Origin of the sequence: Paenibacillus sp. FSL K6-3182 (assembly GCF_037976325.1) — a bacterium.
Classification (GTDB): domain Bacteria; phylum Bacillota; class Bacilli; order Paenibacillales; family Paenibacillaceae; genus Pristimantibacillus.
On sequence record NZ_CP150265.1, the window covers coordinates 5728151 to 5751603 of the forward strand.

The 23453-nt window shown below is 45.7% G+C and carries 22 protein-coding genes and 1 riboswitch; of the genes, 6 read left to right on the plus strand and 16 right to left on the minus strand.

Annotated elements, in window-relative coordinates; genetic code table 11:
* Together sdhA and MHH56_RS25210 are read right to left on the minus strand one after the other, a co-directional pair.
* On the minus strand, window positions 1-1758 hold the full coding sequence (gene sdhA, locus MHH56_RS25205; RefSeq protein WP_076267580.1) for a succinate dehydrogenase flavoprotein subunit: 1758 nt from the start codon (window positions 1756-1758) through the stop codon (window positions 1-3).
* 24 nt (window positions 1759-1782) lie between these two features.
* The gene (locus MHH56_RS25210) at window positions 1783-2454 is read right to left on the minus strand and encodes a succinate dehydrogenase cytochrome b558 subunit (protein ID WP_339204410.1); all 672 of its coding nucleotides are present in this window, start codon (window positions 2452-2454) and stop codon (window positions 1783-1785) included.
* Window positions 2455-2758: 304 nt separating this feature from the next.
* On the opposite strand from MHH56_RS25210, the gene MHH56_RS25215 reads away from it, so the two are divergent.
* The gene (locus tag MHH56_RS25215; RefSeq protein ID WP_076267578.1) at window positions 2759-3667 is read left to right on the plus strand and encodes a LysR family transcriptional regulator; all 909 of its coding nucleotides are present in this window, start codon (window positions 2759-2761) and stop codon (window positions 3665-3667) included.
* A gap of 101 nt (window positions 3668-3768) precedes the next feature.
* Here the strand turns inward: MHH56_RS25215 and MHH56_RS25220 are convergent, their stop codons facing one another.
* Both MHH56_RS25220 and MHH56_RS25225 read right to left on the minus strand, forming a co-directional pair.
* Window positions 3769-4431 carry a TrkA family potassium uptake protein gene (locus MHH56_RS25220; RefSeq protein ID WP_076267751.1) on the minus strand — a complete coding sequence of 221 codons (663 nt, stop codon included), beginning with the start codon at window positions 4429-4431 and terminating at the stop codon, window positions 3769-3771.
* An 18-nt stretch (window positions 4432-4449) separates the two neighbouring features.
* Window positions 4450-5790 (minus strand): TrkH family potassium uptake protein, encoded by a 1341-nt coding sequence (locus MHH56_RS25225; RefSeq protein WP_339204413.1) that lies wholly within the window; start codon window positions 5788-5790, stop codon window positions 4450-4452.
* Window positions 5791-5879: 89 nt separating this feature from the next.
* Window positions 5880-6084, minus strand: a riboswitch (cyclic di-AMP (ydaO/yuaA leader).
* A gap of 245 nt (window positions 6085-6329) precedes the next feature.
* On the opposite strand from MHH56_RS25225, the gene MHH56_RS25230 reads away from it, so the two are divergent.
* Complete coding sequence (locus MHH56_RS25230) at window positions 6330-7958, plus strand: CPBP family intramembrane glutamic endopeptidase (protein WP_339204415.1); 1629 nt, start codon at window positions 6330-6332, stop codon at window positions 7956-7958.
* Here MHH56_RS25230 and uvrC read toward each other — a convergent pair.
* Window positions 7924-9828, minus strand: coding sequence for an excinuclease ABC subunit UvrC (gene uvrC / locus MHH56_RS25235; protein ID WP_339204416.1), 1905 nt, complete (start codon window positions 9826-9828; stop codon window positions 7924-7926). The genes MHH56_RS25230 and uvrC overlap by 35 nt on opposite strands.
* 208 nt (window positions 9829-10036) lie before the next feature.
* Here uvrC and MHH56_RS25240 point away from each other — a divergent pair, with 208 nt between their 5' ends.
* The gene (locus MHH56_RS25240; protein ID WP_144376731.1) at window positions 10037-10183 is read left to right on the plus strand and encodes a YqzM family protein; all 147 of its coding nucleotides are present in this window, start codon (window positions 10037-10039) and stop codon (window positions 10181-10183) included.
* 86 nt (window positions 10184-10269) lie between these two features.
* Here MHH56_RS25240 and MHH56_RS25245 read toward each other — a convergent pair whose 3' ends face one another.
* The 8 genes from MHH56_RS25245 to MHH56_RS25280 all read right to left on the minus strand — a co-directional run bounded on the left by MHH56_RS25245 (window position 10270) and on the right by MHH56_RS25280 (window position 18832).
* Window positions 10270-12195: a hypothetical protein gene (locus tag MHH56_RS25245; protein WP_339204417.1), complete on the minus strand. Its 1926-nt coding sequence runs from the start codon at window positions 12193-12195 to the stop codon at window positions 10270-10272.
* A 98-nt stretch (window positions 12196-12293) separates the two neighbouring features.
* Window positions 12294-12536, minus strand: a complete 243-nt coding sequence (locus tag MHH56_RS25250) for a YezD family protein (protein ID WP_076267573.1) — start codon at window positions 12534-12536, stop codon at window positions 12294-12296.
* A 24-nt stretch (window positions 12537-12560) separates the two neighbouring features.
* On the minus strand, window positions 12561-13445 hold the full coding sequence (gene cysW / locus MHH56_RS25255) for a sulfate ABC transporter permease subunit CysW (protein ID WP_339204419.1): 885 nt from the start codon (window positions 13443-13445) through the stop codon (window positions 12561-12563).
* A gap of 17 nt (window positions 13446-13462) precedes the next feature.
* Complete coding sequence (gene cysT, locus MHH56_RS25260; RefSeq protein ID WP_076267571.1) at window positions 13463-14296, minus strand: sulfate ABC transporter permease subunit CysT; 834 nt, start codon at window positions 14294-14296, stop codon at window positions 13463-13465.
* Between the two features lie 34 nt (window positions 14297-14330).
* A complete protein-coding gene (locus MHH56_RS25265) occupies window positions 14331-15437 on the minus strand; it encodes a sulfate ABC transporter substrate-binding protein (protein WP_076267570.1) in 1107 nt (368 codons plus the stop codon).
* A gap of 388 nt (window positions 15438-15825) precedes the next feature.
* On the minus strand, window positions 15826-16782 hold the full coding sequence (gene dnaI / locus MHH56_RS25270; protein ID WP_076267750.1) for a primosomal protein DnaI: 957 nt from the start codon (window positions 16780-16782) through the stop codon (window positions 15826-15828).
* 21 nt (window positions 16783-16803) lie between these two features.
* On the minus strand, window positions 16804-18333 hold the full coding sequence (locus MHH56_RS25275; RefSeq protein WP_339204420.1) for a helicase DnaB: 1530 nt from the start codon (window positions 18331-18333) through the stop codon (window positions 16804-16806).
* A gap of 208 nt (window positions 18334-18541) precedes the next feature.
* A complete protein-coding gene (locus MHH56_RS25280; RefSeq protein ID WP_076267568.1) occupies window positions 18542-18832 on the minus strand; it encodes a YuiB family protein in 291 nt (96 codons plus the stop codon).
* A 164-nt stretch (window positions 18833-18996) separates the two neighbouring features.
* Here MHH56_RS25280 and hemQ point away from each other — a divergent pair, with 164 nt between their 5' ends.
* A complete protein-coding gene (hemQ, locus tag MHH56_RS25285; protein WP_076267749.1) occupies window positions 18997-19743 on the plus strand; it encodes a hydrogen peroxide-dependent heme synthase in 747 nt (248 codons plus the stop codon).
* 129 nt (window positions 19744-19872) lie between these two features.
* Here the strand turns inward: hemQ and MHH56_RS25290 are convergent, their stop codons facing one another.
* Complete coding sequence (locus tag MHH56_RS25290) at window positions 19873-20145, minus strand: hypothetical protein (RefSeq protein ID WP_076267567.1); 273 nt, start codon at window positions 20143-20145, stop codon at window positions 19873-19875.
* Window positions 20145-21338: an NAD(P)/FAD-dependent oxidoreductase gene (locus MHH56_RS25295; RefSeq protein ID WP_076267566.1), complete on the minus strand. Its 1194-nt coding sequence runs from the start codon at window positions 21336-21338 to the stop codon at window positions 20145-20147. Before MHH56_RS25295 ends, MHH56_RS25290 begins: the two co-directional genes overlap by 1 nt.
* A 333-nt stretch (window positions 21339-21671) precedes the next feature.
* On the opposite strand from MHH56_RS25295, the gene MHH56_RS25300 reads away from it, so the two are divergent.
* Both MHH56_RS25300 and MHH56_RS25305 read left to right on the plus strand, forming a co-directional pair.
* The gene (locus MHH56_RS25300) at window positions 21672-22673 is read left to right on the plus strand and encodes an NAD(P)/FAD-dependent oxidoreductase (protein ID WP_076267565.1); all 1002 of its coding nucleotides are present in this window, start codon (window positions 21672-21674) and stop codon (window positions 22671-22673) included.
* Window positions 22674-22790: 117 nt separating this feature from the next.
* The gene (locus MHH56_RS25305; RefSeq protein ID WP_339204421.1) at window positions 22791-23030 is read left to right on the plus strand and encodes a hypothetical protein; all 240 of its coding nucleotides are present in this window, start codon (window positions 22791-22793) and stop codon (window positions 23028-23030) included.
* A gap of 31 nt (window positions 23031-23061) precedes the next feature.
* Here MHH56_RS25305 and sda read toward each other — a convergent pair whose 3' ends face one another.
* Complete coding sequence (sda, locus tag MHH56_RS25310) at window positions 23062-23205, minus strand: sporulation histidine kinase inhibitor Sda (protein ID WP_076267563.1); 144 nt, start codon at window positions 23203-23205, stop codon at window positions 23062-23064.
* Window positions 23206-23453: the final 248 nt, after the last annotated feature.

The following is a 23453-nucleotide window of genomic DNA, read 5'->3' on the forward strand; positions in this document are numbered from 1 at the left end:
TTATTCTCCTTTCTTCTTGTCGCTCGAGTAATCACGTTTACGCGGCTTGATCAAGCTTACGTCGATATCCTCGTAAGAAATTTGTGGACCTTCCTTCGTCCATTTCGCAATCGTCGATTTCATGAAATGCTCGTCGTCGCGTTCTTGGAAGTCTGGTTTATAATGAGCGCCGCGGCTTTCGTTGCGCAGCAATGCGCCTAGCGTCATCGCTTCAGAGAGCTCAAGCATGTTCCAAAGCTGACGAGTAAAGGCTACGCCTGCATTGTTCCATTGCGCTGTATCGTTAATGTTGATATTCGCATAACGCTGCTTCAGCTCTTTGATCTTGTGGATCGTTTGCTCCAGCTTGTCATTAAAGCGAACTACCGTCATATTGTTCGTCATCCATTCGCCTAGCTCTTTGTGAATGACATATGCATTTTCAGTACCCTTCATATTTACGATGCTGTTGTACTTGTCCGTTTGACGCTTGTTCTCGCGGTCAAATACGGAGGAAGCTACATCTTCAGCTGATTTCTTCAAGCCTTTGATATACTCAACAGCTTTTGGTCCAGCTACCATACCGCCGTAAATAGCGGATAGCAAAGAGTTCGCGCCAAGTCGATTCGCACCATGGTATTGATACTCGCACTCACCGGCTGCAAACAGACCAGGAATGTTTGTCATTTGATTGTAGTCAACCCACATGCCGCCCATTGAATAGTGAACCGCTGGGAAGATTTTCATCGGGATTTTCCGTGGATCGTCGCCCATGAATTTCTCATAGATTTCAATGATACCGCCGAGCTTAACATCAAGCTCCTTCGGATCTTTGTGAGACAAATCAAGGTAAACCATGTTTTCTTGGTTGATACCAAGCTTCTGATCTACGCACACGCTGAAAATTTCACGAGTCGCAATATCACGAGGAACAAGGTTTCCGTAAGCTGGGTATTTTTCTTCTAGGAAGTACCAAGGCTTACCGTCTTTGTACGTCCAAATCCGTCCGCCTTCACCACGCGCTGATTCCGACATCAAGCGGAGCTTGTCATCGCCTGGAATAGCTGTTGGGTGAATTTGAATGAACTCGCCGTTTGCGTAGTTAACGCCCTGCTGGTAAACTGCGCTGGCAGCTGTGCCGGTGTTGATAACAGAGTTCGTTGTTTTGCCGAAAATAATACCAGGACCGCCTGATGCAAGAATAACTGCATCTGCACGAACCGTGTGAACTTCCATCGAGCGAAGATCCTGTGCTGAAACACCGCGGCAAATGCCGTCATCGTCAACAACAGCGCCAAGGAATTCCCAGTGCTCGAATTTGTTAACTAGTCCAGCTGCTTCCCAGCGGCGAACTTGCTCATCCAGTGCATAAAGCAGCTGTTGACCTGTCGTTGCGCCTGCAAATGCTGTACGGGAATGCTTCGTGCCGCCGAAGCGACGGAAATCCAGCAAGCCTTCAGATGTACGGCTGAACATAACGCCCATCCGGTCCATCAAGTGAATGATGCCTGGTGCCGCATCACACATTGCTTTAACTGGCGGTTGGTTGGCGAGGAAATCTCCGCCGTATACGGTATCGTCGAAATGCTCCCATGGAGAATCGCCTTCTCCTTTTGTATTAACAGCGCCATTGATGCCGCCCTGTGCACATACTGAGTGGGAACGTTTGACCGGTACTAGTGAAAACAGATCAACGTGAACGCCAGCTTCTGCTGCTTTGATGGTAGCCATCAAGCCTGCAAGACCGCCGCCTACGATGATAATTTTATTTTTAGCCATAACGTTTCGCTCCTTGTCTACAAACTAACCGATATTCGTAAGTGCCAATGCAGCACTTGCAGCTTCTTTGAATTGATCTCCGCTGAACGCAATAAGCGAAAGAATAAACAATGCTGATACGACTACAAAAACGCCCATGCAAATATATGAAGAGATGCGTTGAGCTTTCGGGCCAATCGTAATGCCCCAGCTGATCAGAAACGCCCAAAGGCCGTTGCTGAAGTGGAAAACAGCTGCTAATACACCAATAACATAAAGTACGAAGTAAGTAGGGTTGCTCGCAATCTGATTCATCGTTGATCCCAGTTCCTCATGCGTGATGTTGCCGAGATAAACTTGAATCCGAGTTTGGAATACGTGCCAGAAAACGAATACAAAAGTAATTACCCCTGTAATCCGTTGTGCGGTAAATGCCCAGTTCCGGCCGTACTTAAAACGCCCCGTATTCGTGTTCGATTGGTAAGCGACATACAAGCCGTAAATACCATGAAACAATAGCGGGAGGTAAATGCCGAAAATCTCGAGCAGCGGCAGCACGGGCATGCTGTTAATGAGAGTTACGCCTTTGTCAAAGCCTTCAGGCCCGCGTTCAAACGCCTGGTAGTTAGTCAGACCATGCACGACGATAAATCCGCCGAGTGGAATGATCCCGAGAAGCGAGTGAAGCTTGCGCGAGAAATACGAATTTCCTTTCATGTCATTCCTTCTCCTTTCAAAACTGTGAGTGCTAGCATGCTTTTTCTTAAAATATAAGAATGTATCGGTTTCCCCTTTATACATTGCTTATATTCCAGCGCAAACGAGGTGCTGTGCAGCCAATGGTTGTCATCAGCAGTTTACGCTTGGCAAATCATTCTACATTGTAACCCCAGCATGTATGTCCGTCAACAAAACTCGACACATATTAGCCACACTTCCCATCCTACTCCTTTTAAGCTTATAATGGAATTGCTTATTTTTTATAATTTCTTATAACAAAATGACATAAGGGGTTTCATTCATGAATGAAGAGATGCATGTCTTTACCGTTATTGTGGAACAGTCCAGTATGAACAAGGCTTCCGCCTTACTAAACCTGTCTCAGCCTGCACTGTCTCGCAAAATTGCCAAGCTTGAGCAGGACCTAGGCTCTCCTTTGTTTCATCGCATCGGAAAACGGCTGGAGCTTACTCGAATTGGGCAATTGACCTATGAATATGCTTTGGAGCTTCGCCAGCTTCATCGCAAATATTTGCAAACCGTCTCTGAGTTCACCTCGGCTGGACATACGACCCTTACCATTGGCGCAAGCTTGACGACGCTTCAAACGACTTTGCCCGATCTCATTCAAAGCTTAACTTCTACCCATCCGGAGATCGACATTAAAGCGATTACCGGCAAGACGCATGAAATCGTATCGCTCGTGCGAGATCACAAAGCCGATATCGGCATTGTCGCCTCTAGTATTGAAGATTCAACGCTGCGGTGCATTCCGCTGTTTGAGGATCATCTATCGCTCGTGGTGCCTCGCAATCAGGTTATTACCGATAAAGGCACGCTGGGTATACAGGATGTGACCGGCATGCCGATGATCTTGTTCTCCAAAGGCACTTGGTACAGGTTGTTGACCGACGAGCTGTTTGACAAATATCATCTTCAGCCGGATGTGCGAATGGAAATTGATTCGTTTGAAGCTATCCTTCGGTTGCTGCATACTTGCCGTGCTGCGACGCTCCTGCCTCAATCGTATATGCGCAATCAACTGCTTGAAGACAATGATCTTACCGTCATTCCCATTCGAGAACTTGAAGATACAAAACGTACCACCTCGCTCATTCATGCGGACTCGGCCGCCCTCAGCCCGTCCGTTCGCCTTTGGATCAACGAGCTTGCAGCAGGCTTCCCCAGCAAAAAGGACAGCAGCTTTTAAAATAGCTGCTGTCCTTCAGCATTTCCAATATTACACTTCCAAATCCATTTCAGCCTAATCTGCCTTTTCTAATGATAAGCCTCTTCCACTACATAAAAAAATTAACGGATAACGGATGCTTCGAAGTCTTCTATTTGCTCATTTGTTCCTATAATAACCATGACATCACGAAGTGAAAGGACATCCGTTGCTGTCGGTGCAATAATGATGCCATTGGGCTTATTTATGGCTACGATGCTGCATCCAAATCTAGCTCGCGGATTAAGATCATGCAATGACTTGCCATCCAAGCATTGCGGTACAGCAAGCTCGGCGATCGTATACTCTTTGGAAAGCTCGATATAATCTAATAGATTTGGGGATACTAGCTGATGCGCAACTCGAATACCCATATCGCGCTCAGGATAGACCACGCGGTCGACACCGATTTTCTCAAGCACCCGGCCATGCAGTTCAGTCAAAGCTTTCGCTACAACTTGCTTCACTTCCAAATCCTTAAGCAGTATGGTTGTCAAAATGCTGGATTGAATGTCATCGCCAATCGCGACAACTCCGCAATCAAAGTTTCTTACACCCAAGGAGCGCAGCGCTTCTTCATCCGTACAATCAGCTGATACAGCATAGGTTAGAATACCGCTCATGTCCTGAACGGCTTCCTCATCCTTATCTATTCCAAGCACCTCATGGCCAAGCTGGACGAGTTCGCGCCCTAAGCTCGAACCAAATCTCCCTAAGCCGATGATGACAAATTGTTTCTTTTTAATTCCCACTTGCAAAGTCTCCTATCCAATCGTAATTTTGCCCTCTGGATGCCGATAAAGCTCTTTCTCTGTACGAGGCCCAAGCGCGTATGCGAGCGTCAGGGGTCCAAGTCTTCCGGCAAACATGGTTAATGCAATGACTATTTTCCCAACAAGGCTCAGCTCTGGCGTAACACCAACGGATAATCCTACTGTTCCAAATGCTGATGTCGCTTCAAACAATAGCTTTATAAAAGCTTGATCCTCCGTCATCGACAAGATCATCGTTACAATAATGACAAGCGATAAAGAGATCAAAGTAATCGTGAGTGCTTTAAAAATTCTGTCTTTGCCTAATCTGTAACGGAAAAGAACGATGTCCTCTCGTCCTCTAATCATTGCAAATACAGCGCCGACCAACGTTGCAAAGGTTGTTGTTTTGATGCCGCCGCCCGTCGAGCCGGGCGAGGCGCCAATAAACATTAATATAATGGTGAAAAACATCGTCGCTTGCCGAATAGCCGTATAATCAAGCGTATTGGCTCCTGCCGTCCGCGGCGTTACCGACTGGAAGAACGAAGACAAAATTTTCCCGCCCCAGTCCAGAGAGCCCAGTGTCTTCGAATTCGAGAATTCAAAAATAAATATGACGAGTGTCCCTACTGCAATAAGCGTTCCTGTCATAGATAGCACGACCTTACTGTGCAGTGACAGCTTGCGGTTTTTGCGGAACTCCATCAGGTCCGACATAACAACAAAGCCGAGTCCACCCGATATGATCAGCATCATAGCTGCAATATTGACGACTGGATCAGATACGTATAAGGTCAAGCTGCGATAGTTCCCAAAAATATCAAAACCAGCATTGTTAAACAATGAAACCGCATGAAAGGCTCCAAAATAAATCGCTTTGCCCAGCGGCATATCAAATGCAAACCTCGAAGCAAACAACGCAGCGCCAATAAGCTCTATTGTCAATGAATACACAATAACGCGTCTAATCAAACGCACGATGCCTTCCATGCTCGACTGGTTCATGGATTCCTGCAGCAAAAGCCGCTCACGCAGCGAAATCCTCTTGCGAAGTACGAGCGCTACCAGCGTCGCCATCGTCATAAATCCGAGTCCACCAAGCTGGAACAGGCACATTAATATGATTTGACCCCATATAGAGAAATAAGTTCCAGTATCAACGACAACTAACCCTGTTACACAGGTTGCCGAAGTTGCCGTAAACAGCGCATCTATAAAAGGCAATCTCTCACCGCTTACCGATGCAAAAGGCATGGATAATAATAAGGCACCCAGCAATATAATAAGAGCGAATCCACTTACCAAAATACGCGGGGGTGACCACTTCAAAACATTCCAACTAACCTTCATCCATTTCCCTTCTTTTTGATTATGTCATATTGTCATTTTTGTTTTTAAGCATAAAAAAAAGCACTGGAAACTCAAGTGCTCGTGCGATGAGTCCTGTTCCAATACGCCTTCGAGGTTAGCTGACGGATTCGGGCCTGGACAGGCAGCCCTATTCAGCGGAAGAAGACGATGCTTCACCGCTAAAATTCACCCCATGCTATCTAATGTTAAACTGCTTTGCTTTCAGCAGGTTCATCCATTTAGACAACTTTATGGTTCCCCCGATTTCCTTAGGAAATTCGGCTATGCTATGCAATTAGTATGACGATAACGATTATAATCCCTAAGCACTCCTGATATAAAGGTGACGTTTATGACAAACAGGACGATATTAGCTCAAATTAGGGCAATGGGACGAACCAGCACATAGCTAGCTTGCTGGACATCGTTATTTCGCATTTTTTTGAAAACAAACGGTCATTTTCATTGGATAATTTAGGGATTCATATGTTAAGGTAATAAAATGAGCTATTTATTATGAAGACAGTTGAGGTGAAACTATGATTGATTCTATTAAACCCAATGAATGGAAACGATTTATATGGGCAGCAGTTGCTTGCTTTATTATTTATGGGGCCGTACAAATCGTTCCCATGATTACGGCTATCTCATCTGGCGAAATGAATACCAAGGTCATAACGAAATCAGCGGCGGAGGATAAGGCGTCTGCATTTGTTGAAAAAGAAACAGGCTTGAAGGTGAAATCGGCTAAAGCCGTACATCAAACCGATAAAATTATGAATGGCTACTTATCTAAATATGAGCTAGTCAAAGCATATACGGATAAATATGACCCTAGGTTTCCTACAGATACGTTTCAGGTTGATCTTAAATTCGCAAGCGGCGGCAGCGGATATGTTTATCTACATATGCATAGCGGGAAAGTCGTAGCTTGGAACTTGAAGCTTGAGGGGGAACAGCTATCAGATGCAGATAAAGCAAAAGAAGCTATTGCCTTCCTAACTGCAGGAAATTTCAGCGGTACTGAATTCATAGGCGGTCAAATATTGCCTAATGGCGACTGGCAGCCTAAGCCTCCTGCAGGTTATTCCATTAAAAATGCTCATCTTAACGTATTGGTTAACGCTCTTGTCGTGAATGACCGTACGATCATTACTAAATATAAACCGATATTCGAGGCTCCATCCGATTACATAAACTATGTAAAGAAACAAGATAAAATAGCTGGATACCTTACCTCTATCGGTTATCTGTTCATGAGCTTCGTTTTATTCGTCTTAGCTATTATTTACTCCGTTTTGTATCGAAAACATACATCCTTTAAATACGGAATCGTATTAACGATCATTTATTTAATTACTTATACGATCATGAATTTAAACGTTCTGGATGGTATCCGGGCTACGCTCGGCGAGACGGATATGGCAGGCGCTACCGTTTCGATCACTGCCATCGTAAGTGTTCTGCTAGCGATTCCAATGGCAGGTTCCATTTATGTATCCATCGTTGCCGGAGACGGCCTCTGGAAGGCGCAGGGCCGCGCTTTATGGCCGCGCTTCGGTCAGAGAGGGTATGGCGATTATGTTTGGCGCAGCGTGGGCTTGTCCTATTTATTCGCGATCATCCTATTCGCAATTCAATCGGTTATCTTTATCGCCTTGAAGCTGTCCATTGGCACTTGGGAAACATCAGATGCCTCACAATCCCCATACAATATGGGCATTCTTTGGCTGATGCCCGTGCTTGCTTGGGCTGCCGCAATTGGCGAAGAAGCCGTATTCCGCTTCTTCGGTATTGGACTATTTCGCAGGTGGTTTAAAAACACGTTTGCCGCAGCACTGCTGCCTACCTTCTTCTGGGCGCTGGGCCATGTGATGTATCCTTTTTATCCGTCCACGACGAGACTGTTTGAGCTGATGATTATCGGACTGTTGTTCAGCTTTATCTTCGTCAGATACGGCTTCATTACAGCCATGTTCACCCATGCCATCTTCAACAGCGTTGCAGTTGGCCTATCCTTGCTCACTATTGGAACAGCACCGAACATAATCTCAGCTATTTTCTTCTCCGTGCTGCCGGTACTGATTGCATTTGTTCTAAAATATTTAAGTCACAAAAAAGAGAAGAAGCCGTCTATGACGACGACTCCTCCCCTAGAGCAGCTATAATTTGCGAAGCTAATTTATCACCAATAGATAGAGGCCGAAAGTCTTCGACTGAGGCCTCTTTTATTTTTTTGATCGAGCCAAAATGCTTGAGCAGCAGCTTGCGTCGTTTCTCGCCAATGCCCGGAATCGAATCAAGCTTCGACTCCACCATGGACTTGGCGCGCTGCTCGCGGTGGAATGTAATCGCAAAGCGATGCACCTCATCTTGAATGCGCTGCAGCAAATAAAACTCCTGGCTGTCCCTTGGCAAAGGAACAATCTCAGCTGGATCTCCAGTCATAAGCTGCGCTGTCTTATGCTTCGCATCCTTCACAAGACCGCAAACGGGAATGTACAACCCAAGCTCATTCTCAAGCACGTCGAGCGCCGCAGATATTTGCCCTTTGCCCCCATCGACTACAATCAGGTCCGGCGGAGCTAATTCCTCTTTCACCACACGCTCGTAGCGGCGCCGTATGACCTCGCGCATCGTTTCGTAATCATCTGGACCTTGTACTGTCTTCACCTTGTATTTGCGGTATTCCTTGCGGTCTGGCTTGCCGTCCGTAAAGACAACCATAGCCGAAACGGGATTCGTCCCCTGAATATTGGAGTTATCAAATGCCTCGATTCGGCGTACTTCATCCAGCCCTAGCCAGCCTGCAAGCGACTCTGACGCTTTAACGCTTCGTTCCTCATCTCGTTCGATGAGCCTGAATTTCTCGTCCAGCATCACCCTTGCATTATCGATAGCCATCGTTACGACCTCGCTCTTGCGTCCGCGCTGCGGCATAAGCACCTTAACCTTCAGCCAGCTGTGCAAGGATGCAATGACATCGTCAGCGTGCGTAGCTGCTGCCTCATCAACTGCTGCCACTCCGCCCGCTGATTCCACCGCTTCCAGCTCAGGCGGTATTGGCAGCAGGATTTGCTTAGGCAATGCCGGATTATCGCTATAATACTGCGTAACGAATGTCATGAAATCATCATACTCTTCCCCGTAATAAGGAAAAGTTGTGCCGTGCCGCTCAATGAGCTTACCCTGGCGCATGTACAATATTTGAACGCACATCCAGCCCTTATCTACTGCAAAACCAAAAATATCACGGTCAAGCGCATCGGACATCGTAATCTTCTGCTTCTCCATGACCGCATCGATTGCAATCAGCTGATCCCTAAGCTCCTTCGCCCGTTCAAATTCGAGCTTCTCGGCTGCTTCCTCCATCTTGCGCTGCAGCTCATTTTTCACGACATCTTGACCGCCGTTCAAAAACTTTGAAATTTCTTGAATCATCCGATCGTATTCGCTCTGCTGCACATCAAATTCACACGGTGCAATACATTGTCCTAGATGATAATACAAGCACACCTTATCTGGGAGTGTCTTACACTTGCGAAGCGGATATAGCCGGTCCAGAAGCTTCTTTGTCTGCTGAGCGGCATAAGCATTCGGATAAGGGCCAAAGTACTTGCCCTTGTCTTTAATGATACGTCTTGTGACCTCGAGCTTCGGATGTTTCTCGTTCGTAATTTTGATATAGGGGAACGTTTTATCATCCTTTAACAGGACGTTATATCTTGGATGGTATTGTTTAATTAAGTTGCATTCTAAAATGAGTGCTTCCATATTGCTAGAGGTTACAATGAATTCAAAATCACGAATTTCAGATACGAGCCGCTGCGTCTTGCCATTGTGGCTGCCGTTAAAATAAGAACGCACGCGATTTTTGAGCACTTTTGCCTTGCCTACATAAATGATGACGCCTTCGCTGTTTTTCATGAGGTAACAGCCTGATTGATCCGGGAGCAAAGCTAGTTTGTTCCGTATCGTCTCTTTTGCCTCTGCAAGCTGCTGCTCTGCCTGCTCCCGATCCGTTTGCTGATGATCCATGCTCTCGCCTCCGACTGCCATATGATTCTGTTCATATTTTATCATAACTCGGCTATACTTTGTTTTACAATTGTCACCGGTTCTGGCTTTACAACTGTTTATCTGTTTGAGTATACTAATATAAGTTGAATAAACCGATACTACATAAAGACGACCGTAAATTGGTTGTTACTTACGCAATCGGTCTTTTTCAAGGAGGACGTCAACGATGGAAAACGTAAGAGACCCGCGCGAGCATTTTAACGAAGAGCCTCGCCATGACTTGATGGACGTCGTTTTCGGCTTTGGCGGCATGCTCGGTTTAATGACCGTCATTTTCGCTGTTGCTGTAATCGTGAAATTCATCATTTCATAAGAAAAAGGAGCAGCTCGCTGCTCCTTTTTTTTGTTGCCTATCAACGATACGCGGCTGATACATCAGATATAATTCCGCTACACTTGTTACTTTCTCATTAAATAAGGATACAAGAAAATAAGTCCGAGAATATAAAGCAATAACGCAAACAACGCAGGTGAAAGATGCAAAAAATCGATATAACCGATGGATAGATGAACACTTAAGCCCGCATAGAAGCCCGGTGCTCCGCCAAGCAGCAGCGTCCACCATATCCAGCGCGTTCCCTGCTGGATTCCCCATAGCGCAATAATAAGAATGGCCAGTGCAGCACAGAACAACGCTCCGCCAAATCCTGCTCTATCATGGGCTATCAACGGGATGAGTTTCAAGTTCGCCCCATTCAGCTCGTTATGCGTCGTATTCAAATAAACCAAATCCGACTGTACGAACACCTCTGTAATCCCAACGCCTGCGATCGTTAAACCGCCTACAGCCAGCGCGAAGCCCAAAACGACAAAACAAAATTGTCCATACATCGCCAAACGCCATATTCGATCATTACGAACATTAACTGGCAAGCGATAGGGCTGATCCGGATTTTTGCGCATGGATAGCAGAAACATCGGGAACAAAAAAGCAGCAGCTAGCGCATGCAGCGGATCGAAATAACCGTAGCCAAGAAATAAGAAAAAGCTTAAAAACCCAACAATACCAGACGTCATCAAAGCCGTTCGAGCCCAGTGCAGACTATGCTTTAATCCATGTCTAGCCAGCTGAACATACAATATTCCAATTGTAATCATCGTTCCGGAAAGCGTAATTCGGTCATGAGACATAAAATGCAGCAGATGATGGTTGACGTGCTTCAGCTCGTCCAACGTCATGTCTATAAAATTCAAATCATAGGACAGCAGCACCGTAGTCGCAGCAATAATCCATGACAATATTCCGCCAATAATCATGCCGATTCCAAGCAGGAGCATCCAGCCCCAATGCTTCCAGAATGATGGAGTCACTTGCGCAGGAAGATCTCGGACCTGCTCATAAATGACAGCTTCATTAATCCGTTTTGGCAGACCAGGCCCTGCATAAATCAGTCCGCTGTGAAGTAGAACGGCGTTAGCGCCTGCTTTCAGCAGATCTAACGCATCCTGCGGCTCATGCACGCCCCCGCCCGCTTTGATTAGCAAGTGGGAACAGTATTCCTTTCGCAGCAGCTTTATTTTGGCCAAAGTAAACGCCTTGGCCTCTTTACCCACGCTTGCGCCATAGCCCTCGTTGTTATCTTCGCAGATTGCTTCTCCAATGACCACGCCTCTCCAAACTCCCTCTGCTGCGTGGATCAGCGAGATTAGGCTGTCATTAGAAAAGTCAGGCGGAACATAAATAAACAAAGGTTTATTAGCATGCGGTTGTGCGGAAGCGTATCCGGCTATACCTTTCAAAATAGTGTGGGCTTCTTCGAGGCTCCTTGATGAATGCAGGACATCAACATAAAAACCAACCGCACCCGCTGCACTTAGCCGCACCAGCATGCTTTTAAGCTCGATTAGAGCCTGCTCGCAAGAAGCATGCGGCATTGGAGCAATTCTCGCAAGCTGCGGCAACGAATGTCCTGGCTTTCCCATACGCTCAGCATACTGCTCTACACCGTCGTTTTCATAATAATCTGGATATCGAATGGTTTCATTTAGGATGTCATTCGTTATAGGCTTATCACTCTTAATTTGCTTGACGGTTATAGGACCATGCTCGATAAAACCAAATCCAAACTGAGCCAGCGCTTTATGCGCCACTCCTTGCGGATCTAGACCGCCTGACAATCCCACACTTGTAGTTAAGGGAATGCCTGCTAGCTTCTGCTCCAAGTGAGGTGATGGCTCCATATGCCCAAGTGTACGAATAACAAAAGTACCGCCTGGGATGCTGCTCAGCGTACCCATTGCTTTTAGAGTCAGTGTTCTGCTAAGCCTAGAAGGAAGCCTGAATAAAAGAGGTCGAAACAAGGACTGATAGGACCAATCCGGCATTAATATTCTCCTTATGGATACTTTTCTTCCAGTATACAACAAACCCAATGCCTGCGCGGCATTGGGTTTGTTGTATATTTATCGAATCTATTAGGGAGCTACTGCACAATTCTAAGCGCTTCGCCCGTTGATGAATTGTCCCGCTGCTTCGATTGCTGTGAAGATTCGGACGGAACCTGCTGCTTCTGAGAGGGACCATCATAACGTGTTCTTTCCGTCCGGTCGATCTGTACAATTCTTCCATCATGAACAGTGATCGTTACATGCCCATAATTAAGACCCGTTACTTGTTCAGAAATACGCTCCAGCCATTGCGCATCTAACTCTAGCGGTTTTGCCATTTCAAACCCCTCCATTATTGTCATTTATTCAGCTTTCTCCGCTGGCTTCTGCGTGCCAGACTTCCACTCTACAATGCTCTTCACGATCATCGTTACAACCGCTAGCATGACGAGCAAAGAAGCAACGGCGAATGAGGCCGAAAATTGATATTCGTTGTACAAAATCTCAATATGCAGCGGCAGCGTATTCGTTTCTCCGCGGATATGGCCGGATACGACAGATACAGCGCCGAACTCGCCCATTGCTCGTGCGTTACACAAAATAACGCCATACAATAGTCCCCACTTGATGTTTGGCAAAGTAACCTTCCAAAAGATTTGCCAGCCTTTAGCGCCTAAGCTTGCAGCTGCTTCCTCTTCTTGGACGCCCTGCGCTTGCATCAACGGAATAAGCTCGCGAGCAACAAAGGGGACCGTAACAAACACGGTTGCAAGTACGATTCCAGGAACTGCAAATATAATTTGGATGCCACGCTCATCGAGCCAAGGACCAAAAAAGCCCTGTGCGCCAAATAACAGCACATAGATCAATCCAGAAATGACTGGCGACACAGCAAACGGCAAATCGATTAACGTAATTAAAATATTTTTACCGCGAAAGCGAAATTTACTGATCGCCCAGGCCGCAGCAATACCAAAGACCGTATTCACAGGAACTGCGATTAATGCAACGATAAGCGTGAGCTTAAGCGCTGACAAAGCATCCGGCTCTGTAATCGAATCAATGTATACGCCTACACCTTTTTTTAATGCTTCAACAAATACCGATGCCAGCGGCAGCAGGACAACTAATCCAAGAAACAGCATCGCAATGATAATAAGCAGCCATTTGACGGGACCTGATTCTGTAATATGCCTCGGACGTTTGGAAGCTTCTGCATTCGTGTGTACTGTAATTGCTCCAGCCATTTGTATGAGCTCCCTTCTTAGTCTGATACTGTGCGGCGATTCATTCGCCACTGCAGTAAATTAATGACTAGCAGCATCAGGAAGGATACAACGAGCATTACGAGTGCAATAGCAGTAGCGCCAGCGTAATCGTATTGCTCCAGCTTCGTCATGATGAGCAGTGGAGTTATTTCTGTTTTCAGCGGCATATTGCCCGATATGAACACGACCGAGCCATATTCTCCGATACCTCTTGCAAATGCTAGAGCAAAACCAGTTAGTAGTGCTGGCAACAGCTCAGGCAAGATGACCTTCCAAAAGGTTCTTAAACGATAGGCTCCGAGCATAACTGCCGCTTCTTCCGTTTCTTTCTCCATATCCTGCAGCACCGGCTGTACCGTACGAACAACAAACGGAAGTCCAATAAATATTAGTGCGATGGTGATACCGAGCGGGGAGTAAGCAACCTTGACGCCGAGCGGTTCAAGCAATGAGCCAATCCAACCATTCGGTGCATAGATCGCAGTTAAAGCAATGCCAGCCACTGCAGTTGGCAGTGCAAATGGCAGATCCACTAAACTGTCGACGATTTTTTTGCCTGGAAACTGATAACGAACGAGCACCCAAGCGATTAATAGGCCAAATACTGCATTTACAAGTCCGGCAAAAAATGCGGTTAGAAAGCTGACTCGATAAGAGGCAACGACACGAGCATTCGTAACCGTGCTCCAGAATTCCGACCAGCTGAGCTCTGCCGTTTTGAAAAAAACGGCAGTCAGCGGAATCAATACAATAATGCTAAGGTAAAACAATGTGAATCCAAGCGACAAACCAAAACCCGGCAGTACGTTACGGGGCTTGGAACCTTTCATGTGAAGTCAGCTCCAATCTTGTTTATGCTTTGCATTATGAGCCTGGTGTGTAAATTTTGTCGAAAATGCCGCCGTCTGCAAAGTGTTTGGTTTGCGCTTCTTTCCAGCCGCCAAAATCTTTATCAATCGTGAGCAATTCTAGAGTTTTGAATTGATCTGCATACTTTGCAGCAACTGTCTCCGAAATTGGACGGTAGTAGTTTTTAGCTGCAATTTCTTGGCCTTCTTCTGTGTAAAGGTATTTCAAGTAAGCTTCCGCTACTTCACGAGTTCCGCGCTCGTCTACCACTTTATCAACTACAGCAACTGGAGGTTCAGCAAGAATACTTAAAGAAGGATATACGATTTCGAATTTGTCTGGACCAAGCTCATTGATCGATAGGAAAGCCTCATTCTCCCAAGCAAGCAGTACATCGCCAATGCCGCGTTCTACAAACGTTGTTGTTGAACCGCGTGCACCGGAATCCAGAACAGGTACATGCTTAAATAATTGTGTAACGAACTCTTGTGCTTTTGCTTCGTCATTTCCATTTTGCTTAAGCGCATAACCCCATGCAGCAAGATAGTTCCAGCGAGCTCCGCCAGATGTTTTAGGATTTGGAGTAATAACTTCAACTTTGTCCTTGATTAGATCGTTCCAATCCTTAATGCCTTTTGGGTTTCCTTTACGAACTAAAAATACGATTGTTGATGTATAAGGAGCGCTGTTGTGCTCAAACTTTGATTGCCAATCCGCATTAATTAGCCCTGGCTCAACGATTGCATCGATGTCATAACCAAGTGCAAGTGTTACAACATCCGCCTTCAAGCCATCAATAACTGCGCGGCCTTGTTTACCAGACCCGCCATGCGATTGTTTAATCGTCACGTCTTGACCTGTTTCCGCTTTCCAATGTTTCGAGAATGCCGCGTTAAATGCTACATAAAGCTCGCGAGTAGGATCGTAGGATACATTCAAAAGCTCAACTGGCGGTTTTGGTTTATCCGTAGGTGCGTCTGTTGCAGCTGTATTAGTTGCCTCGTTAGTAGGCTTATTCGTTTCTTTGTTTGTTTTGTTGTTGCCGCCTTGACCGCAAGCAGCCAATACAAGCACTAATGCCAATAGAATAACAACGGAACGAACATGAGTAATTTTCTTCATCTTTCCATACACCCCTTTTTTAAATTAACAGGCTTTCAGAAACATTTATGAAGTTTACTTCCTGTGAGGATGTTTCTCCTGGATAGGTGTTTACTCCGGTTCGTCCGGTCGGAAAACATTATTCCTACCTGCTTAGTTGGTTATGGAAGAATCTTACCAGCGAGCCCCACTTTCTGTCAATACTTAATTTCAAATAATTGATAAGTCCTATAAGAAAGCTTTATATGCTAGCAGAACGCACGACACAGTATAAAAACAGCGCTCATTCTGAATACGCTTTCAACCATACTGAGATAAAGCTTGATGCTGCTGCCAGCCTTAAACAAAAATAAAAGCTTTGGTCAACAAATTCCTCGAATAGGAATCCGTTAACCAAAGCTTTAATCAATTATTTTTGTCCGCGCTTGTTTTCACCGGTAACCATGACAACTTCAACGTAAGGCCGTATACGGTCCATTATACGCTGTCCCTTATGCAGCTCATCGCCATCCTTGCTCGTGAAGCTAAAATGCCTCTCCAGCGCCTCCAGCTCGTAGTTGGAGGTGTAGAACGTTGGCTTGCGCTGCATCCGATAATTCAAGATCGCGCCTAGTACATGATCGCGAACCCATGGATTTAAATTTTCTGCGCCCATATCATCAAAGATAAGCAGGTCGGTTTCCTTCATCATCTCGACCGTTTCCTTCAGCTTGCCGGGCTCATGCATGAGCGTCTTCAGATCTTCTACAAAATCAGGCATGTAGACGATCACACCGGAATATCCAGCCTTCGCAAGCTCATGAAGCAAATAACACATTAAAAATGTTTTGCCTGTACCAAAGCGGCCTGCCAAATACAAGCCTTCCTCCTGCAAGCCATGCTCTTTCGTGCGATCGATATATTTCTGAACCTGCCCAACCGCCTTTGCACGCTCAAGATCTCTCGTAATAATCTCAGCTGACGAGTAGCCGCGCTGCAGCGCCTTCTCGTCTATGTAGAAGCTTCTGATCCGGCTTCTAATCTGATCCTCATTCTGACGAGCGTTAAATTTCTTGCATGCTACCTTACGGTCATATAACTGCGTTAGACCATTCACCGTATCAGAACTAAGCAGCGTATAGTGGCCTTCAAAATCATTCGGGCAATTGTCTAAGCCCGGACAATTGGTACAGTTCCTGTATTCCGTCACATATTGATAAACCCGATTCAAATTAAGACGGATTGTCTGCTCATCCAAATCCGGATATTTAACGCGAAGCTTCTCAACAAGCGGTTCTGCAAGCAGCTCAGTCAGCTTATGCTCCGCCTTTTCCGTAAAGGCTTTGCCGGAAGGCCAAGCCTTCAGCAATTCGCCCATCGACTCCATCATCTGCTTACACCGCCTTTATCATTTACCGTCTAATTTCCGAGCCAGCTTCAACAGCTCTTCAAGCTCATCGGCCGAAACTGCCGAAGCCGATTGATCTTCCTGTACGATTGGAATAGAAGGCTTACGGGATGTGCCCCTGCTGCCTCCGCTTCTGGAGCCGCCTTTCGAGCCGTTATAGCCTCCGCCAGCGTAACTGGTCGCAGCTTCCTTGCGGCGCTCCTTATCCTGCTCCACCTGCGCTTGCTCTCGCACATAAAGCACTGCTTTCTCGAATGTATCGATTTGTTTCACAAGCATGTTCGATGCTACGGCGTCCAAAAATGTTTTTGTCACCCGCTGCGCATCGTTAGCTCCGATAACATAATGTATAAGTACGTTTATAACGGGGGCAGCTAATTTATAATTGAGGTCGATGCGTTCAAACACTCGTTCAATCCAATCCGGTACTGCTCCGGGGAAAAAGCGCTGAAGAAACCGTGTATGTGGTTCATTTCGCATCAGCATATTATATTGCTGAACATCACAGCGGCCGCTAAGCTGATTTGGAACTTGCAAATAATGCTGCTCTTGCACTTCGTATTCCTCGGTCAATTCATCAGGATCAACCGTCTCCTCGTCCGCAACAACTTGCGTGCGTGACAGCGCTCGCTGCCGTTCGCCTTCCCGCTTCTTGTCCTGCCTATAAAATTGATTAGCCCGCAGTTGAAGCTCATCAACATTAAGTGTGCCGCTCTCTCCAAAAATGCCATCCTCATCAAGTAAACGACATATATCCACTACAGCCAAATTATATTTGTAAGCTACATAGTTCACCTGCGAGAGTTGTTCTTCATCACTTCGCAGCCGCTCCACGAACCGCCGATTTGCGGAATTACGAGGAAAACGCAAAATAATTTCTCCATAAGGTATGCCTGCTGTTGCTTGTGCCGGCCTAGCGGCTGATTGCCGCGATGGCGCAACCTCTGTCAACGCTTGCTCAAGCTCATTATCTACGGACTGCATATTAAGCTTAAACAGCTCATAGAAAGGCACTGATATATTTTCTTTCGTTAATTTCGCTCCTGCCAGCTCATCCGGTTCATTAGCGCCAAATGATTCTCGAAGCGAGATTACCGCATACTTGCCAACCTTATCGCGCAAGAGCATCGTTAAATGCATGTTGCGAAAAAATTCGACTGGCGACAACGGCTGCGACATCTCATATTCATAAATAACATCTGCATTATCAGGAACGCCTAATCGTGACGTTTGCAGCAATCCAACAGCCTCCAGCTTCGAAGCCTGCTCGATAAGATGCTTGCGTCCGCGCTCGTTCATCTCCAGCCCTAAGCCAAGAAATAGCTTGCGCTGCGGCTCAATCGAAGAATAGCCCGAGGTGCCTTCGGCAATGCCATGATACAGCTGCTGGTAAAATGCGACGGCAAATGCGCCAATCATCGGCTGATAGATTAGCGACAGCATTTTGTAGTCGAGGCTGCTTAGCGAAAAATCGCGAAAAATGTAATATCGGTGGTGTTCCGTGTACTGCAATATATTATTGATGCGCATAGCATCAGCTCCATCCTTCACTAACATTCTATCATTTTAACATAAAAACCGATGTTCAGGACGAGTCGGAAAATAGAAAAATCCCCCGAAGGAGGGATTTTTTTTTCAAATATAAGAAGGCATATCATTCGTTCCTTCTGCTTATCTTATATTTCTCCGTCAAAGCTGCTTCAGCATCCAGTGGACGCTGAAGGCGTTTTTGCTTGGCTTAAAACATTTTGTAGCCGCCCTTGCGCAGCGCCTGAATCGCCCATCCGCTTACGTATGCGCCGATTAGCGCTCCAATTACCGGTATGTAATCAAAAACCGTGTAGTGAGCAAAGTTTTCAATCGTCGTTGACGCCGACTGATCCCAAGGAGCCCAAATGCCTAATACAATTAATGCGATAACAAATAAATATATCGGGAACCACGTTGTTTTTAACAACATATTCAAAATAAAGCCAATGCCGAACATCATAACTAAAAACAGCACGGTTGCAATAATTAATTGAAGCATCAAAACTTCCCCTTTCACACTCTCGTTTATTAGTTTAATTAATGGTTAGATGGAAGTCAATTATATGAGGACAAATGTCACAAGACCGCCATTTGCTCACTCCGCCCTCCTTACGATACAATGATTAGAGCATCATTATGGAGCTTGAAGGGAGCATTTATACGATGAGTGAAGCAGCACAAACATTAGAAGGCTGGTACGCGCTGCATGATTTTCGCAGTGTGGATTGGACCGCTTGGCGCTTAGCCGATGAAAGTGAACGCAGCCGCGCGCTGGACGAGCTGCAAACGTTTTTGCAGCAATGGACCACAGTGGAGGAAAATAAAGAAGGCAGTACAGCCGTTTATTCCATCGTTGGTCAAAAAGCAGACTTCGTATTCATGCATTTGCGTGAAACACTAGAGGAGCTTAACGAACTTGAAACGGCGTTTAACAAAACAACGTTCGCAAGCTTTACATATCCGGTATTTTCATATGTCAGCATTGTAGAGCTGAGCAACTACATGGCACAACCGGGCTCTGATCCGATGCAAAACCCGGATATTATCGCTCGATTGAAGCCGACGCTGCCAAAAGCAAACCACATCTGCTTCTATCCGATGAACAAGCGCCGAGATGGACAAGACAACTGGTACATGCTCGCAATGGACGAGCGTAAAACGTTGATGCGCAGCCACGGGATGATCGGTCGTCAATACGCTGGCAAAGTTAAACAAATCATTACCGGCTCTGTCGGCTTCGACAACTGGGAATGGGGCGTTACACTGTTCGCCGACGATGCGTTGCAATTCAAGAAGCTGATTTATGAAATGCGCTTTGATGAAGTGAGCGCTCGTTACGCTGACTTCGGCGATTTTTATGTTGGCAATTTCTTGAACGCAGAAAAATTCCAAGCTTTGCTGAAAATATAATAGAAAGAAGCCCAAGCCTTTTCTTCAAATGGCTTGGGCTTCTTTTTTTTCCGAGAGAATCAACTGAATGAAAAAGGCTTCCGCCTTGGAGCAGTTTCGTTGCTACTCCAATGAGCGAAAGCCTTTATTTTAATTATCGTCGTCGTCATCTTCGTCATTATTTTCAAGACCAAGCCGCTTCGCTTCCAAATACTCTTGCGTAGCTCGGTCACGAGCGCGGCCTTTGTCCTTCAACCGCTCGATCGCCGGCTGAATAAGGAGGTCAACTTCCTTTTGCACCGTATAGGCCAAGTCGTATCGTGTTTGCGATTCTAAGAAGGAGCCGACTTCCATCAATGCATTGTAACGATCCAGCTCATCTCTGGTCAGCAATCCGCGGACTTGTACGCTGCAATGTCTCATTATAGAAACTTCCCTTTGCGAAGTACAAGCGAAATGCCGCCGATGATGAACAGGTAACGAAGGTCGATCGCTTTTTTCAGCCAAGCGGCTACGCGGCCTTTATATTTTTTGCCAAAAGCTACTCCGATTGCTTCGCCTTTGCCAAGTGAGGCTACCGTTCCTTTGTTGCTGAACGTGAAGCTCTTCGGCGGTTGATTGCGAATGGAAGCGACAAGGTTATGTGCGCATACGACACCTTGCTGCATTGCAATTTGAGCAGTCGGCGGATAAGGACGGCCTTCTGGATTAAACATCAGCGAGTTGTCGCCAACGATATAAATGTTCTCATTGCTCGGCGAGCGAAGGAATTCATCCACCTTCACGCGTCCGCGCATCGTTTCGAAGCCAGCTTCCTCAATGAGGCGATTGCCGCGAATACCGCCAGTCCAGATCACGGTAGCCGACTTGATTTCTTCGCCTTCGCCAACGATAACACCCTCTGGCGAGCACTCCTTAATGGCTGTGCCAATCCGGAACGTAACACCCTTCTTGGTCAACACATCCATCCCATACTCTACGAGCTCAGGATCAAAGCCTGGCAGCGCCGTTGGTGCTGCTTCGATGTTGTAGATTTTTACAAGCGCAGGATCTACGTCAAATTGCTTGCACAGCTCAGGAATACGGTCGGAGAGTTCTCCAACAAACTCGATTCCCGTAAAGCCTGCACCGCCAACAACAAACGTCAAATAATCCGTACGATGCGGCTCACGTTTGAAGCGCGCGAATTGGTACTCGATATGCTCGCGAATCAAACGAACAGAGTTGATGCTGCGAATATTCATTGCATGTTCGCCTAAGCCTGGAATTCCGAAAGTCTCAGGCTCGCCTCCAAGACCAATGACCAAATAATCATAAGACAAAGTACCGTCTTCAAGAATCACTTTTTTATCTTGCGGACGAATTTGAACGACCGTTGATTTCACGAAGTCGATTTTAAATTCATCGATCAATTTCGAAATGCTCACCCGTGCATTTTCTGGATTATCCGTGCCTGCCGCTGGCATATGAAGATGTGTTGTAATATAGTGGTAATCATGTTTATTAACTAACGTAACGTCAGCTTCATTGTAATTTAATTCTTTTTGCAGACGAAGTGCGGTCAAAATGCCGCCGTACCCTGCGCCAAGAATAACAATTTTAGGTATGTTACTCATCGTTTAATCCCATCCATTCCTTATTTATCTTTGTATTTATACTTTGTGAAAAATTACACATGCTAAACCGAATATTTATAATGATGAGTTCAGTGTGTTCTAATTAAAGTGCTTTTATCAATGAGCCTATGGCATTAAACCGACAACTTTCGACGTTTTATGCAACCACTCCCATGCATAACATACATCAGAAATTCTACAGAGTTTTCGGGCAAAGTTCAAGGGCAAAATATACGAAATTGTTTAGAACTCTATACAAATTAAATATTTCCTTCTTATATCTGGAAAGTTTATAATTGAAGTCGTAAAGCTTAAAACGTGGAGGTGGCTACAATGTCAAACCCTGAATCAGCAGTAGATCCCGTCGATATTTTAATCATCGGAGGCGGGCCTGCAGGAATGTTTGCTGCTTTCTATGGCGGTATGCGCCAAGCTTCAGTTAAGCTCATCGAAAGCATGCCCCAGCTAGGCGGTCAGCTTGCAGCGCTTTATCCTGAAAAATACATTTATGATGTTGCTGGATTTCCTAAGGTAACGGCACAAGAACTAGTTGACCGTCTACGAGAGCAGCTTACTCATTTTCAGCAGGAAATCTGCCTTGAGGAAAAGGTATTAAACGTAAACAAGCTTGATGAACGTCTCTTTGAAATTATAACAGACAAAACAAAACATTATGCTAAAGCGGTCATTATTACTGCCGGTGTTGGTGCATTTGAGCCGCGGAGGCTTGAATTGCCTGAGGCCGCTGGATTTGAGAAGAAAAACCTTCATTATTTTGTGGGTGATTTGCAGCGTTTTCAGGGGAAAAAGGTGTTGATAAGCGGCGGCGGCGACTCAGCCGTTGACTGGTCGCTCATGCTGGAGCCCATTGCTGAGAGCGTTACGCTAATTCATCGTCGTGACAAATTCAGAGCGCATGAGCATAGCGTTGAGAATTTAATGAATTCGAAAGTTAACATCCTTACACCAAAAGAAATTACAGCGCTTCATGGTGAGGAGAGCATTACGAAAGTCACGTTATCCGACGTCAAAACATTAGAGACAATTGAGCTTGAAGTCGATGCCGTCATCGTCAACTTTGGTTTTATTTCCTCACTCGGTCCGATTGCTGACTGGGGTATTCAAATTCAAGGCGGGTCGATTATCGTTGATACCCGTATGGAAACGAATATTGCTGGAATCTTTGCAGCCGGCGATGTGACTACTTATCCCGGTAAGCTTAAGCTGATCGCTGTTGGTTTCGGAGAAGCCCCTACTGCTATTAACAACGCTAAGGTTTATGTTGATCCCGGAGCAAAGCTGTCCCCAGGACATAGCAGCAACATGAAGCTTTAGCGCATTTATATTGATCATAACGGTAAAAAAATAAACATAAGGGTATCCTAACCTTGGCTTAGCTCATTCATACACCTATTGCATTCATATGCACGGTGAGCCTAGGAGGATACCCTTATGTTTTGTCCTGTTTGTAATGGCTTTCAATATTTGCATGTTCGCTGCTCCTCTTGCGATAGCGCAGTTATCGATTGCGGTCGTGCATCTGATCTGACGAGCCCTTACGCTCCCTATGAACAGATCGCAGACGAGCCGCTCATAAATAGTGTGCATGTGCAAAACTCTTTATCTTGCAAGCATCTTGTATATTGTCAGGCCTGCAAGCTTACTGCCGAGGTTTGGGTGAAGGAAATGTAGTCGCTCTGCTATCTTGAAGAATCGCGACTTTTTATGCTGTAATTTTGATGTTTTCTGGTTTGAGTCGTCTGCGTGTCATTTCGATGGCTAACATTCGAATAAACTCGGGTTCCAATTCAAACTGCACAGCTGCATAATAAGTGTCTACTAACATTTCGTCAGACAGTAGCTCCATACTACACACCCTTTCTTCCATACTTTGGTTACTACTTTTTCATAGTAGCATGGCACTATTAGAAGGACAACAGTCCCGGTTATACACAAGATGTTGTGGATACGATGTGAATAGCATGTGTATATACGTCGAATTTTAAGCATTATCAAGGTGGATAATGTGGATAGAGTTATCCACAGGTCTTTTTTACATCCTCTCAATAAAAAACTTTAATCGCTTTATATGAATCTATTAATGGAATATATTGA